Source organism: Lysinibacillus sp. FJAT-14745 (genome assembly GCF_001275675.1).
Taxonomy (GTDB): Bacteria; Bacillota; Bacilli; order Bacillales_A; family Planococcaceae; genus Lysinibacillus.
The window spans coordinates 1-15,076 of record NZ_LITM01000018.1; the positions used below are offsets into that span (position 1 = coordinate 1).

Below are 15,076 nucleotides of genomic sequence, written 5' to 3' on the forward strand. Positions count from 1 at the left end.
GCCGTATCTTTTTTAATACCAGGAATCGTCGTTAATAGCGCCAGTTCCTCTTGGTAATTTTGTAATAAGTCATCTATACGTGCTTCAATAGCCTTGTTAAATCACGGAGTTTCCGAAGCTGACTGATGAACAGGAGACTTTTCTGTTTGGAGGGAGGCTCGGGGTGTCCCTGCGGTCATTCGCTCATCCATACTTTTCGTAGAAGTGTAGAACAAATGAGAACCACAACGGAATCCTTCGTCGTTTCCTCCCTAAAGGACATGCGATTGAGTATTGTAGCCCGACGCACATTCGTATGATTGAACAACCTACCAAGAAAAATCTTTGCCTACAAGACACCAAATGAACTGTTTGAAGAGGAACTCAAGAAACTCAAATCAATTACCGCAGATAATGGTTCTGAAATCGCTGGATTGTCAGAAATGTTTGGTGATAGGATAGATATCTATCAGACAGCAGATGCGTATTCACCGAATTCTTTGAGGACTGAAGAGAGTGTGTAGTTAACTGAATCGGCGTCCTTCCCGTCCATCTTTACGATGAATTCACGCCGGCTCAATCAAGGTTAGTAGCACATCATTCTCTTTATCCTTGTGCCCCACGACGGAGTCAATTTCAAAATGACCGAATTCTTCACGAAATTCAACACTATCAGGACGTTCTTCAATACTTTTACCTAGAATCGTCTTGTTTGGGCGTTGCGTTTTCTTAGTCCCCTTGGTATTACGACGTACCTTTAAGAGAAGGTCACTGTTTCGGGTTTTCAGAAGACCAAGCGCGATATAATGATAGAGTGTCTTTGTTGAGACCATTTCTTCCGGAGAAAACAACCCTTTGAGCTTCGAAAGACCAACAATCGTATCTGGAGACATGGTCTTTGTGCGATCAAGTAACAGTCCGTCTGCGAACGCCAAAAATGCCTTCACGCGCTCAAACTTCAACGGTTTACAAGAACGGGCCACGTTTCGATTTGTTACAGCTTGACCTGTTTCCGCAAGATATTGCGTCGTATAGATAAATTTTCTTTACTTGAGTGGTCGTGCCACGAGCGAGTTCATTGTAGATTGTCCCGCGCGAAACCTTGAGTTTTCGCGCAAGTTCGCTCTTATTTGTAATTCCGGCGTTCAAGTAGCCTTGAAGTTCTCCAAGTTGAAACTGTATAAGGCGTGCTTTCTTATTCGGTATTTTTATGTTATTCTGTTCTAGCATCGTATTCGAAATCCCTTCTTATTGATTGGTGTTGGAGCCTCAATAATACACGATTTCGCGTACGATGTTTTTATTTTTCTAAAGTGTTCAACTTGATCTAATATTCGCCGTTACTAAACACTTAAGAAATCAACGATCATTTTCTTTTCACGCTCTGGCATCATATGCATGTGTCCGCACCCTTTTAGCATATGAACTGTGTTATTTGGTATGATTTTTTTTGCTCTGGGTAATACTTTCTTCGCTGGAAATAAACAATCTTTTTCTCCTGCCATAATAAGTGTCGGTGCTTTACACTGTTGCATTAATTTTTCACTCACATTGGAGGGCATCCCTACTTTTGTTTTTACATGATCAAAACTATCTTTCACCATATCCAAAGTATCTTGGTCAAGAATTTCTTCTTTAATAGCCATAAATAAAGCCGTTTCTTTTATATATTTTTCTATCTTTGTTAGTTTATATTTGAGTAATGGTATCATCATTTTCACAGTACTGATTGGAAAGGTATTATTAATACCTGATGGCACAATTAATACGGATTTTCCTACTTTTTCTGGTGCGATACACATCAGTTTTGCCAAAACTCCGCCTCCAAACGAAACCCCAAAACAAGCTATTTTATCAAATCCAAGCCCTATAATAACGTCATTTGCCCACTTTCCATAATCATAATTTCTAGGAGAGAGGCTCACTTCATCACTTTTTCCAGGGTGACCAATAATATCAACCGCATAGATGTGAAAATCTTTAAGCAGGAACCTATATGTTAGTAAATTATAGGCAGTCGTACTATTCCCGCCATGAAATACTAGCAATGGTTCACCCAATAGATTGCCAGTTTCAATGATATGAGTTCTTCCAAAACGAGTATGAACGTAAAGATCCTTACATGAATAATCCAATTTCTTCAATTGAGCATCATAAAGCTTTAATGACATTTCTCTTCCAGATTGTGTTTTGTATACACTCATATAGCCCTCTCCTATATCTATATTTTTCTATCAATTCCTATTTATATGATATCACCATTCATGGATATTGCATGGATTGAAGATTATACTACCTTACTTAATTTAGCCCATTAACATAAAGGTAAATGTATCATCATCTAATGCGTGTGATTTTGTGCGGATGTTTTTATAGTTTTATAGATGATGTTGCTATTGCGACGATGATGAAATTGTTCCAATTGGCTCGCACAGAAAAATTCCCTATAATGATACCTGAAACCGCTCATCGTACAATCTAATTAAACAAAATATAAAAAAGTGGAGTTACTATCATAAGATAGTAACTCCACACAGCTTGTTGATGAAATTATTTCCAATTAAAACCTTTTTTTGCTAAGAAATCTTTGATATGAGGACGGCGTTGTTCAATTAAAAAATCAGCCATTTGCTTTGTCCAGTTATCAATTTTTCGATTGGATGAGCGATTATTATAGTATGCTTCCATTGTGTCGTTGTACGCTGGTAAAAGCTCTTCATATTTTTCTGTATTGTATTCATTTTCATGTAATACTGCTGCGACAGGTAATCGAGGTTTTACTTCGTTGCGACGAGTTGGAACCCCAATTGTTAAGCCGAATAGTGGGAAAACATAGTCAGGTAGATTGAATAATTCGCTTATTTCCTCTAGCTTATTACGGACTCCTCCGATGTAACAAATTCCATATCCCATAGATTCTGCAGCAACGACAAAGTTTTGCGCGAATAATGATACATCGGCTACCCCAACAAGTACGTTTTCTGCCGAATCAGCTACAATGTCTACACCTTCTAATTTACCTGCTGTTTGAAGACGCTTGAAATCTACACAGAAGATAAAGGCACCGCCAGAAGTTTCGTATTGACGAGGATTACCAGAGAGCAATCCTAATTTTTCTTTTTTCTCCTCATCAGTTACCCAAATTACACTATAAGCTTGTACAAAATGAGATGTAGCAGCCATTTGTGCAGTAGCAATTAATTCTTCAATAATTTCTTTTGAAATCGGATTTCCATCATAAATACGAACTGAAGAGTGGTTCCGTAATAATTCTTTAACCATTTATAAAATCTCCTTTTCCCCTATATATATATCAAGAGCATATCACGCTTCGTCTTCAAAATCGAATTTTTTCGGTGTTGAAATTATTTTTAAATAATTTGCGAATGTATAAAATCTCTCGTAAAATAAAATATTTTGTTAGTTATAGATTAAAAATTCTAAATAGTTTAAAATTATGCATGAACGGTTTAATTGGTTGGATCTCTAATAATTGGATGACTATACCAGGAGATTAAACCGAGTAATTAGTTGAATAAAAATAAAGTGGGATGGAGGAGGAATAAGGAATGGCAGAAAAGTTGGCGAAAAAGCTTCGTAATGAACAGCTGCGGAGCAAGGTTGTAACAGCAGAAGAAGCAGCATCTTGGATTAAGGACGGTATGGTACTTGGGATGAGCGGGTTTACCCGTGCTGGTGATGTTAAAGTGGTACCTCTTGCACTTGTGGAGAAAGCTAAAAAAGAGAGCTTCAAGGTAGATGTATATACAGGTGCATCACTTGGCCCCGAGGTTGACCAATACTTAGCAGAAGCTGGCGTTATTCGTAAGCGTGGACCTTTCCAAGCGGATGCCGGTATTCGTAATAAAATCAACAGTGGTGAAATTACATTTGTTGATGCGCATCTATCACATAATGCGGAGTTAGTACGTCAAGGTATTATTGGTCCTATTGATTTTGCGATTATTGAAGCAGCTGCTATTACAGAAGACGGCTTACTAATTCCTACAACTTCGGTTGGTAACTCTCCGATCTTTGTGCAAGAGGCAGACCAAATAATCATTGAGTTGAACGTAGCTCAGCTTGATGCATTAGAGGGTGTCCATGATATTTTTGTACCAGGACCACAAGGGAAACGTGATCCAATTCCATTGCAAAATGTATCCGATCGGCTTGGCACAATTGGTATACCACTAGATTTAGATAAAGTAAAAGGTATTGTGATTTCAGATATTTTAGATGCGCCATCAACGATCGTTCCTGCTGATGAAGAAACAGATATTATGGCCAAGCATTTATTAAACTTCCTACGTGAAGAAATTAAAGTAGGTCGTTTAACAACAAGCCTAAGACCAATTCAATCAGGTGTAGGCTCAGTAGCAAATGCCGTTTTATTAGGCTTTAAAGATTCTGAGTTTGAGAACTTAGAAGTATATTCAGAAGTACTGCAAGACGCGGTATTCGAATTAATTGATGCAGGGAAGGTAAACTTTGCATCTGCTACTTCAATTACCCTTTCCGAGGAAGTTGGAAACCAAGTTTATGGTAATTTCGAAAAATATGCAGATAAACTAGTATTACGTCCACAAGAAATTTCTAACCAACCAGAAATTATTCGCCGACTCGGGTTAATTTCTGTTAATACAGCACTCGAAGTAGATATTTATGGTAACGTGAATTCTACGCATGTTTCTGGCACAAAAATGATGAATGGAATCGGCGGCTCCGGGGACTTTGCACGTAATGCACGATTAGGTATTTTCGTCACAAAATCTTACGCGAAAGGCGGAAATATTTCTAGTATCGTTCCAATGGTTTCGCATGTAGACCATACAGAGCATGATGTAGACGTAATCGTAACAGAGCAGGGAGTAGCAGATTTACGTGGGCTTGCTCCAAAAGAACGGGTTGGGCTCATTATCGATAACTGTGCACACCCAGAATATCGAGAGCAATTATGGAAGTATTTTAACGATGCCAATGAAGCAACAGGTGGGCACCATACGCCGCACAATCTAGAAAAAGCGCTCTCCTGGCATGTGAATTACGCAAAAAATGGTACGATGAAGAACCCTGCTTTATCGAAATAATAAAGTAATAAAAGCCTTGAAGGACAGTTGGCTTGTTCCTTCAAGGCTTTTAATTTGTTAAAAATGCAATCCAAAAAAGCATCCTCGAGAAGGATCGGGTTGGGCCAGGAAGTGATCAGGTAAGCCCGTGAAGTGATTGGGTAACCCGGAAAAGTGATCGGGTAAGCTCCCAGAGTGATCGGGTAATCCGGAAACTGATCGGGTAACCCGAAAAGTGATCAGGTAAGCCCGTGAAGTGATCGGGTAACCCGGAAAAGTGATCGGGTAGGGCCCAAAAGTGATCGGGTAACCCGGAAAAGTGATCGGGTAGTGCCCAAAAGTGATCAGGTAACCCGGAAAAGTGATTAGGTAAGCCCGTGAAGTGATCGGGTAACCCGGAAAAGTGATCAGGTAAGCCTGGGAAGTGATCAGGTAAGCTGGAAAAGTGATCGGGTAAGCCCAAAAGTGATCAGGTAACCCGGAAAAGTGATCGGGTAGAGCCCCAAAGTAATCAGGTAACCCGGAAAAGTGATCGGGTAGTGCCCAAAAGTGATCAGGTAACCCCTTCTGTAACCCATAGGATGACCGCGAATGCTAAGATAGCCAAAGCTCGTTGTCCAGCTACAGGTAAATCGCTGTTGTTAGGTAAAAAAGTAATGATGATTAATGAAGCGAAGGCCAATACGATCCATAGCGGCTTCAAATTACGTTTTGATTTTGCTTGTTCAGAAGTAGACATACATATTCCTCCTTCCTACTACAATTTTCTATAACATCGGCTAGTAAAATGCTTTACTAAGAAAGTTAATTTGTCTAATTATTGTAAAAAAACTAGTATGTGAAATACCCTCTATTTATAGAAATAAAGGGCAGTTACGAGAAAATATGTGGTCATAGAAAAGACAATAATATCCAGAAAATATTATTTTTTCTTTTTGAATGCAGAAGTCACTTTAGGCTCAGTTCCTATCATCAGTCGCTTAATATTTTCGATATGCAAAATGATGGCTATACCAAAAAGTAATAGGGCTATCATCGTTGGGCCAACCCCAGGAATCCATAAATAAGTGGCTATACAAAAAACGAGATAAAATTCAAGTACACCGACAATTAAATAGTTCGTTGCGAAAGATAAAATAACAAATAAAATGAGTGCAAATAAGCCAATTTTCCAATCAATCGCAAGTAATATCCCTATGATTGAAGCAGTTCCTTTTCCGCCATTGAAGCCCATATAAAATGGGAAATTATGACCTAGAATGACACCAGCAGCTACGATATAGATAAAGAGCCAAACTTGTGCTTCTGTTAATTGTGTTATGTCAGCTAAATAGACATGTGCACCGATTATAGCTACAACGCCTTTACCGATATCGATCAGTGCAACTAATAGGCCGTATTTCCATCCAAGGGAAAGAGTAGCATTAGAGGCACCTGCATTGCCATGACCAGTCTTTTTTAAATCTACCCCGGATAAAAACTGTGCAACTTTAGAGCCGTGAATACAGCCAGTCAAATAACCAACAAGAAGAAAAATGATAACGGCTTTTATCATAAAAGTCCTCCTTTCCAAATAAGCTCATCAGCATAGCGTGAGGTTGATTTCCATTCCTCTATTGCTAATCCCGAGAGTCGCCCAGTCTCACTCCAATCAACGATATAAAGACCTACACTTCAATAAATTGCATCCCTAACTTTTGGTGATATAAACAATAAATACTAAAATAGTGTATGCGTTCGTAATACGTAAAAAAGCAGACAGAAGTTTCGGAAAAAATAAAATTTTAGTGTTGACAGAAAAAAAGTCTATGTTTATACTTTGTAACAACGATGGAAATTGAATCTCATACTCTTATCAAGAGCGGCGGAGGGATAGGCCCTATGATGCCCGGCAACCAGTAAGTGACGAACTTGCTAAGGTGCTAATTCCTACAGATTCTTATTTGGATCTGGCAGATAAGGGGAGGAAAACTTGCAACCGCAACCCTCTTCTTAGCTGAAGAGGGTTTTTGTTTTCTACTGAAAAAATCCTCCTCATCTCCGGTACCATCGTAAAAAAATAACCATTTGGAGGTATACAATGACAAATTTTAAACCAGAAACATTGCTGTTACACGGTGGCCAAGAGCCAGACCCGGTAACAGGATCTCGTACAGTACCCGTATATCGCTCAACGGCATTCGTTTTTAAAGACACTGCTCATGCGCAACGTCTTTTTGCCTTAGAGGAAGTTGGCAACATTTACACACGAATTACAAACCCAACTGTAGATGTTTTTGAAAAACGCGTCGCTTTATTAGAAGGCGGTACAGCAGCAGTAGCACTTTCATCTGGTGCAGCAGCAATTGCGTTTTCCATTTTAAATCTTGCAGGTGCAGGGGATGAAATTGTCGCAGCAAGCTCTTTGTACGGAGGTACTTATAATTTATTTGCCAACACACTACCAAACTACGGTATTAAAACAATTTTTGTAGACGAAACAAATCCAGATAATTTCCAAGCAGCTATTACTGATAAAACAAAAGCGGTGTTCGCTGAAATTTACGGTAACCCAAGTTTAAAGGTATTAGATATTGAAGCAGTAGCAAATATAGCACATGAAAACGGCTTGCCATTAATTATTGATAGCACATTTGCTTCACCATATGGCTCTACACCAATTGACTTTGGTGCAGATATCGTTGTTCATTCCGCAACAAAATGGATAGGCGGCCATGGCACAACTTTAGGTGGCGTTGTAGTAGATGCAGGGAAGTTTGACTGGACTCGTGGGCGTTTCCCAGGCTTTACTGAGCCAGATGCTTCTTATCACGGTTTGCGTTATGGTATTGACACAGCAGAGGCTGCATTTGCCACAAAACTGCGTGTGCAATTGTTACGCGACTTTGGACCAACATTAAGTGCCGATGCAGCATTTAATTTATTACAAGGTTTAGAAACGCTTCATTTGCGTATTCCTAAACACAATGAAAATGCATTAGCAGTAGCCGAATATTTGCGAAACCACCCATCTGTGGAATATGTAAATTACAATGGCTTAGAAGATTTTCCTACCCACAATTTAGCTAAAAAATATTTGAAAAATGGCTTCGGTTCAGTACTTACATTTGGTATTAAAGGTGGACGTGAAGCAGGGCGTAAATTAATCGATAGTGTGAAATTATTCTCGCACGTAGCAAATGTAGGGGATGCCAAATCGTTAATTATTCATCCAGCATCTACTACACATCAGCAACTATCAGCTGAGGAGCTAATCCAAACTGGCGTAACCGAGTCGCTCATTCGCTTATCCATCGGTTTAGAGGCAGTAGAGGACATTATTGCAGATTTAGAACAAGCGATTGAACAAGTAACAGCTTCACAACAAAAAGTAGAAGCTTAATAAATAAAACATATTGGCTAATGTTGTAGCGTTTACGTATTTTCTCATTCGATAGGCCTCATTCGGTAATGCGTCAAACGTTGCTGCATCATCCGTTCACCTCATTTGGTGATGTAACCGAAATCTTCTAAAATTAATACCTAGTAATTTTATAAGTATTATTGACTTACTTAATCCCGTGTTTTATACTAGAGAATAAGAAAAGTGTTCGAAGGGCTACCAACCTAGAACCAATTAAATTAGTTTCATAAGTGCTCCCCCACTTTTGAATATAGATGAAGAGGAGTAGTTGCTCAGCCAGTAGCTACTCTTATCTACAAAACTGATGATAAAGGAGTGTTTTAAATGGGAAATGTGTATAGTGCGCAAAACATTGCATCTTATCTTATTTATGAGTTAAATGAAGGTCATGTGTTTGTGAACAACATGTCCATTCAAAACATACTTGCGTCAGTTGAGAGTAAATGGCAAGAGATCTTTAGACATTCTGCTTTTAAGGAAGTTGTTTATGTCAACGAGGAAGGCTATACAGTAAAAGAAGTTTTCGAAGCTTATGAATGCTATGGAACAAGTCATATTCCTCTACCTGCGACAGAGTATTATTTAAAATACGGCACATTCCAATTAGTTGAACGTACGTATGCAATACCAAATTTTACGCAGGAGGAAATAAGACTGGTGCAACAAGCTTTAACACAATATCGTTATAAATTGCTAGCCAAAGCTAGTTAATTATCCCTCATATATTTGGGCTCATTCTCTGCTGCTACAGGGAATGAGTTTTTTAATTAGATAAGGAAGATAGACCAGCATAATTGAAAAAAATTTTTAATTAATATATTTCAAAATATGAATGTATTTTACATACATATAATAGAAGAAAGGTATTTATTTTTGGATCATCACCAAAAGTTGTGGATGACATTTGTTAAAATTTATACCAAATATAAGTTGATTGGAGTGGATGGTGGGCGCCCCCAGGAAGCTCTGCTCTGCGCGAAAGCGAAGCGTCAGCAACAAATGTTTTATCTGTGCGAAAGCGAAGCGTCAGCAACAAAGCGCCCAGCCGCAACGGAAATCAACCCCACGCTATGGTGATGATCCTTATTTTTTTATAAAGAATCGTCAATATTTGTTCAATTATTATAGATCAAGTGAAAAATCATATAATAAAGGAATGAAAACGATTTCCTTTGCACTTCTAGAGGAAACAAATGTCCATCCTAGAAAGATTTTTCTTGTGCAATGTTTGCATTTACGTTACAATTTTCTTTAAGTTGATTTTTGAATTATTTGAATTTGTTTGTTTCATAGTGTATCTTCATTCAGGATTTTTTTTTGTAGCGAAAGTGAAACGCCATGACTAAATATCTGTCTGAAGATGAAGTGTTAGAAACACGGCAAACTGACCTGCTTTGTATAGTCGGCGCACAATTCAAAATCTGTAAGAATTAAGCTGAGACGAAATAAATATAATGAAACTGCGGAATGTAAGTTGGAGGGAATAGGAATGGCAACTATAAAGGCAGCTATATTAGGATTTGGAACGGTAGGTCAAGGAATTTACCATATATTAAACGAAAAGCGTGAAGAGCTTAAAAATAAATTAGGAATTGAGCTAGAAGTTGCAAAGATTTTAGTTACAGACACTAGCCGTGAACGTGTACCAGGCACAGCGCATTTAATGACAACTAGCATGGATGAAGTCTTAGCAGAACCAGGTATGCAGGTTGTTTTTGAGGCGATCGTCAATGAGGAGCCAGCATTTACTTATTTAAAGCGCGCTGTTGAACATAAATGTCATGTCATTACAGCTAACAAAGTAATGTTTGCAAAACGAGGCTTGGAGCTACAGGATCTTGCAAAAGTAAACGGTGTTTTTGTAGGCTTTGAGGCAACGACTGCTGGCGGTGTACCAGTTATTAAAACGATGAAAAATATTTTGCTTGTCAATGATGTTAGTCGTATTCAGGGTGTTTTAAATGGGACATCCAACTATATTTTAACGAAAATGCGTTCACAGGGCTGGTCGTTCGAAACTGCTTTAAAAGAGGCGCAAAATTTAGGCTATGCAGAGGCAGATCCATATAATGATATCTCAGGCCAGGACGCTTTTAAAAAATTAATGATTTTAAGTGCTTTGGCATTTGGTGAACAACCAGACTGGGCTGACGTTGATGTGGTTGGCATTGATAGTATTTCGGCAGAGCAAGTAAAAGAAGCTTGTGAAAAAGGCTTGCGTTACCGCCACGTTGCTGAGGTTGAGAAGCTAGCAGATGGTAAAGTGGTCGCAAAGGTTGGCCCACAGTTAGTTGATAAAGAACATCCGCTTTATCCAGTTGATGATGTTAATAACGCTGTGGCATTGGATACAAATTATATTGGCACATTAACGTTAATTGGACCTGGGGCAGGTATGTATCCAACAGCTAGTGTCATGGTTGAGGATTATGCTGAAATTATCGGTAAGCGAGCTGGATTTGTCGTAACGATATAATTAGATAGATTATGCCTATCATTCAACAATGTGCTAATTGTTTAATGATAGGCATTTTTTAATCCTCATCTTTAACATCAATATCCTCAGGAATAGGTGTATTCCGCCAAATTTCAATTTCCTCTTTAATACGATCTAACTGCTCAAAATAAGTGCTGAATTGTCCGCTATTAATCAGTATTTGATCACCGTCGTATACTGAACGGATACGGCCCTCGTAAACTAAGCGAAGTACTTGATCCTCTGGCATACCAAGTTCGATGGCTGTTTCTTCAATGGTTTTATACATAAATTTCGCTCCTTTTGTTGTTTTTATTATAACCTCCCTTGAATAGAAAGCCTACTATGGGTTAATGATCAAAGAAAAAGGAAAATGGTAATTGTTTGATTTTGGATAAATCTGTATTATTAATGTTAATGAGTGGTGACGGTCGAGGGGCAATAAATGATGATTAGCTATTACCATTTTGCTATATAAAATGAGCTTTCTGAAATGGTCATGGAAATGGACAAGTTTAGCTGCTACGAGCATTGCGTTATTCCTAGGTCTTTTTTTCTCATCAATTCGTCTTACAGGTGTAGCTATAGGAACAGTTGTAACGATAGGTAGCGCTCCTGTCTTTTCTGGTGCTTTAGAATGGATACTATGGAAATCACAGCCGACAAAGGTGTGGGGAATAGCAACTGTAATGGCAATTGGTTAATAATAGGGAAGGGGCTGTCCATATAGGAGGGATTGGACTAGCCCTTTCTGCTGGTCTTCCCTTTGCACATAAATGTCGAAACATATGCCCTGTATATAAGTTGATTGGAGTGGAGGCTAGGCGACTCCTTGGGGAATAGCGTCACAGATGAGACCCTGGAGCGAGCATCATAGGGGAACGAAGGCTAAAACCATCACGTCCTGTGATAACGCCTTCGTGACCAACATCGTGTTGGCCCAAGCGGCTCATCGGACGCCCCCAGGAAAGCGCCTAGCTGGAACGGAAATCAACTCCACGTTAGGGTGATAAGATTCATTAAAACCTTAAGAAATTCTTCATTTTTATAATAACTGGTTTTTAAGATTTAAAAGGTACACTATTAATTGAGAGCGAGGTGTATATCATGACGAAACTTACAGTTCTTGTTACAGACGATGATCAAGATATTCGTGATGGTATTGAAATCTATTTAAAGAATGAAGGCTACAATGTCATTAAAGCTGCTGACGGCTTAGAGGCCCTCGAAAAATTAGAAAATAATGAAGTACATTTAATTATTTTAGATATTATGATGCCAAATATGGATGGAATTACAGCGACGTTTAAAATTAGAGAAGACCGTAACATTCCAATTATAATGCTTAGTGCAAAGGCGGAGGATGGCGACAAAATTCATGGTTTGTCTGTAGGCGCAGATGATTACGTCACAAAGCCTTTTCATCCATTAGAGCTGTTGGCTCGAGTGAAATCTCAACTGCGACGTTATGTACAACTTGGGACGTACAATGATGGAGCAGCAAAGGTAGAAATCAACGGACTTGTATTAGATGAAGATGCAAAGGAAATCAATTTAGAAGGAGAGCCTGTTCGATTAACACCAATCGAATATAAGATTACGGAATTATTAATGAAAAATGCAGGGCGTGTATTTTCGATAAGAGAGATTTATGAGCGTGTGTGGAATGAGGAAGCTTACAATGCGGAAAATATTGTGGCTGTACACATTCGAAAAATACGTGAAAAAATCGAAGCAGATCCGAAAAATCCACGTTATTTAAAGGTGGTGTGGGGCGTTGGCTATAAAATGGAAAAATAAAATAGAGCAATATGCTACAATTGCAGGGTTTGTAGCAGGGGTTATTGGACTAATTTATTTTGGTGTGTACGCGTATCAGATAGTAACTTCACGCTCTTCGGGGATGTTACAATTGCTTGAGAGAATTTTTTAGAGAGGAGTTAAAAGTATGTTAAAAAATTGGAAATCTCTTCTCGCTCTTATATGTTTAATCTGGGTAATTTTCGGTATATTTACGTTCTCTAAGGTCGGGTACAAATATATTGGAAAGTCGTATTTTCAATCTGAAAATTTCCAGCAAGAACTAGATAATTTTCAGTCAGAGTTAGGACCATTAGTGTTAAATTTACCAACAGCTGAGGATTTGAAAAGTAAAATTGTGGTTACACAAAGTGAGATAGAGGCACATCGTAATCGCTATGGAACATTAGGAGAACAGATAGATAGTATTAAAGTTCAATATGAAGATCGCATTAAAGATGCTACTAATGTAAATGCAACGGACTTAAAAACAAAACTTGAAAAAGAGCGGGACGCAAAAATTAAAGATATTACGGCTAATTTTGAGGATGATGAGCATGTCCGTAAAAAAATTCTAACTCAAAAGGAAGAGCTTGTTGATAAATATATAAAGGCAGCAAAAGAAGAAGCAAAGAGTTTTGTGAAAAATTATAATTACTGGTCTTATGAATTAACGAACACTGAAACAGACAAAACATATCGTTCGGGTGATGTTTCAGGTAGTAATGCTTTCAAAATAAAGTTTACTGGGCAACATCCATTAACGACTACGAATATCAGTAGTTCTTTAAACGATATTTTTTATCAAAATGAAATCAATGTGGATACAGATAATTTGAGGGAAACTTCGGATTACACTGGCATTATTACTATCTCAAAAAAATCAGCACAAGCCGTAGACATCTTGGGAGGCTATGACCATTTTACACGTCATCAATACATGTTCTACTTTATATGGTTAACGAGTATTGTGGCAGCTATTTTTGCATGGAAAGGGCGTAAAGAAGTACTGCAGATGGTACAAGGTTTAAAGGAAAAAGAAGTTCTTGCAAAGATGAAAATTGATTACCCAATTGGATTATTATTAATTAGTGCATTCATATATTTGGTAGCGTCTGAAATTGCTTTTGAAGCGATTGAGTTAATTAATTATCAATCCAACTATGTACAGTATTTCACTAGTTTGCTGTTTAAAATAGGTACCTTAATCATTATTGCAATGCTGTTCTTTGTACAGCTAATTTGGTTGTATGATCGGGTGAATACAGCGCAGAAATTAGAGGAGAACCTAAAAGCTAGCTATTTATGGTCACTAGGTGGATCAATCACAGATTTAATTATAAATCGTTCCATTGCATTACATTCCATTGTGATGATTGGGGCAGCATTTTTCGGTGGTGGAAGCCTTGTTGCTTCAATGATAGGAGGTGGCGGATTCCCCGTTCTAGTTTTGGGCATCTGCGCAATGATCGGTATACCAGCCATGATTCTCTTCCTTTCTAGAATGGGCTATTTAAACCGAATTATGAAGGATACAAAAGACATGGCAGAAGGGCGATTAAATCGTGATGTCAAGGTAAAGGGCAAATCATCACTCGCAGGACATGCAGAAAATCTTAATCATTTAAGAGAAGGCGTAAGCACGTCTATGCATGAGCAGGCAAAAAGTGAGCGTTTAAAAACAGAGCTTATTACGAATGTTAGTCACGACTTACGCACGCCGTTAACATCCATTATTACGTATACAGATTTACTAAAAAATCCTGATATTACTGAGGAAGAACGTAAGCAATACATTCATATACTTGATAAAAAATCAGAGCGTCTAAAATTGCTGATTGAGGATCTTTTTGAAGTGTCTAAAATGGCGAGTGGTAATATGGAGCTTCATCGCAGTCGAGTGGATTTAACCCAGCTTGTACAGCAGGCGGTAGGGGAGCATGAGGAAGATTTAGCACAGGCGCATTTAGATTTACGCATGACAAAACCAGATGAACCAATTTACGCGTATGTGGATGGACAAAAATGGTGGAGAATGATCGATAATTTAATCGTTAATGTATTGAAATATGCATTAGAGGGCACACGTGTTTATATAACATTGAAACGTACGGTAGAAGGTGATGCTGAATTCACGGTGAAGAATGTTGCGAAATATGAAATTAGCGAGGATGCCGATGAATTATTTGAACGCTTTAAGCGAGCAGATTCTTCACGCCATACAGAGGGCTCAGGGCTAGGTTTAGCCATTGCACAATCCATTGTAGATTTGCATGGTGCTCGTATGAGTATAGAGGTAGATGGAGATTTATTTAAGGTAATCGTTCGAATTCCAGCATCATAAACAAA

The 15,076-nt window shown here is 38.3% G+C and carries 13 protein-coding genes, 1 pseudogene and 1 riboswitch; of the genes and pseudogenes, 8 read left to right on the forward strand and 6 right to left on the reverse strand.

Annotated features, from left to right (window positions below; all coding sequences use genetic code 11):
* Positions 1 to 545: 545 nt before the first annotated feature.
* From AMS59_RS23095 to chrR, 3 genes are all read right to left on the reverse strand, one after another.
* Complete coding sequence (locus AMS59_RS23095) at positions 546 to 1,016, reverse strand: IS30 family transposase (RefSeq protein WP_156304760.1); 471 nt, start codon at positions 1,014 to 1,016, stop codon at positions 546 to 548.
* Between the two features lie 306 nt (positions 1,017 to 1,322).
* Positions 1,323 to 2,183 (reverse strand): alpha/beta fold hydrolase, encoded by an 861-nt coding sequence (locus AMS59_RS23105; protein ID WP_053486053.1) that lies wholly within the window; start codon positions 2,181 to 2,183, stop codon positions 1,323 to 1,325.
* Positions 2,184 to 2,529: 346 nt separating this feature from the next.
* Positions 2,530 to 3,261 (reverse strand): class II chromate reductase ChrR, encoded by a 732-nt coding sequence (chrR, locus tag AMS59_RS23110; protein ID WP_053486054.1) that lies wholly within the window; start codon positions 3,259 to 3,261, stop codon positions 2,530 to 2,532.
* Between the two features lie 287 nt (positions 3,262 to 3,548).
* Between chrR and AMS59_RS23115 the strand changes: the two genes are divergently transcribed.
* A complete protein-coding gene (locus tag AMS59_RS23115) occupies positions 3,549 to 5,069 on the forward strand; it encodes a succinate CoA transferase (RefSeq protein WP_053486055.1) in 1,521 nt (506 codons plus the stop codon).
* 535 nt (positions 5,070 to 5,604) lie between these two features.
* On the opposite strand, the pseudogene AMS59_RS23120 reads toward AMS59_RS23115, so the two are convergent.
* Positions 5,605 to 5,787, reverse strand: a pseudogene (locus tag AMS59_RS23120) (hypothetical protein); the annotation flags it as partial.
* A gap of 183 nt (positions 5,788 to 5,970) precedes the next feature.
* Entirely contained in the window at positions 5,971 to 6,603 is a 633-nt protein-coding gene (locus tag AMS59_RS23125) for a glycerol-3-phosphate acyltransferase (RefSeq protein WP_053486057.1), read from the reverse strand.
* 294 nt (positions 6,604 to 6,897) lie between these two features.
* A riboswitch (SAM riboswitch) is annotated at positions 6,898 to 7,011 on the forward strand.
* 117 nt (positions 7,012 to 7,128) lie between these two features.
* Here AMS59_RS23125 and AMS59_RS23130 point away from each other — a divergent pair.
* From AMS59_RS23130 to AMS59_RS23145, 3 genes are all read left to right on the forward strand, one after another.
* Complete coding sequence (locus AMS59_RS23130) at positions 7,129 to 8,430, forward strand: O-acetylhomoserine aminocarboxypropyltransferase/cysteine synthase family protein (RefSeq protein WP_053486058.1); 1,302 nt, start codon at positions 7,129 to 7,131, stop codon at positions 8,428 to 8,430.
* A gap of 345 nt (positions 8,431 to 8,775) precedes the next feature.
* Positions 8,776 to 9,162, forward strand: a complete 387-nt coding sequence (locus tag AMS59_RS23135; protein WP_053486059.1) for a hypothetical protein — start codon at positions 8,776 to 8,778, stop codon at positions 9,160 to 9,162.
* 778 nt (positions 9,163 to 9,940) lie between these two features.
* Positions 9,941 to 10,927 carry a homoserine dehydrogenase gene (locus AMS59_RS23145; protein WP_053486061.1) on the forward strand — a complete coding sequence of 329 codons (987 nt, stop codon included), beginning with the start codon at positions 9,941 to 9,943 and terminating at the stop codon, positions 10,925 to 10,927.
* A 58-nt stretch (positions 10,928 to 10,985) separates the two neighbouring features.
* Here AMS59_RS23145 and AMS59_RS23150 read toward each other — a convergent pair whose 3' ends face one another.
* Complete coding sequence (locus AMS59_RS23150) at positions 10,986 to 11,216, reverse strand: excisionase (protein ID WP_049667308.1); 231 nt, start codon at positions 11,214 to 11,216, stop codon at positions 10,986 to 10,988.
* A gap of 190 nt (positions 11,217 to 11,406) precedes the next feature.
* Here AMS59_RS23150 and AMS59_RS23155 point away from each other — a divergent pair, with 190 nt between their 5' ends.
* The 4 genes from AMS59_RS23155 (at position 11,407) to AMS59_RS23165 (ending at position 15,071) form a co-directional block, all read left to right on the forward strand.
* Complete coding sequence (locus tag AMS59_RS23155; protein ID WP_234007898.1) at positions 11,407 to 11,631, forward strand: hypothetical protein; 225 nt, start codon at positions 11,407 to 11,409, stop codon at positions 11,629 to 11,631.
* Positions 11,632 to 12,034: 403 nt separating this feature from the next.
* Entirely contained in the window at positions 12,035 to 12,727 is a 693-nt protein-coding gene (locus AMS59_RS23160) for a response regulator transcription factor (protein ID WP_053486063.1), read from the forward strand.
* A complete protein-coding gene (locus AMS59_RS26050) occupies positions 12,705 to 12,860 on the forward strand; it encodes a hypothetical protein (RefSeq protein WP_199777833.1) in 156 nt (51 codons plus the stop codon). The genes AMS59_RS23160 and AMS59_RS26050 overlap by 23 nt, the downstream gene beginning before the upstream one ends.
* 15 nt (positions 12,861 to 12,875) lie before the next feature.
* Positions 12,876 to 15,071, forward strand: a complete 2,196-nt coding sequence (locus tag AMS59_RS23165; protein WP_053486064.1) for a histidine kinase dimerization/phospho-acceptor domain-containing protein — start codon at positions 12,876 to 12,878, stop codon at positions 15,069 to 15,071.
* Positions 15,072 to 15,076: the final 5 nt, after the last annotated feature.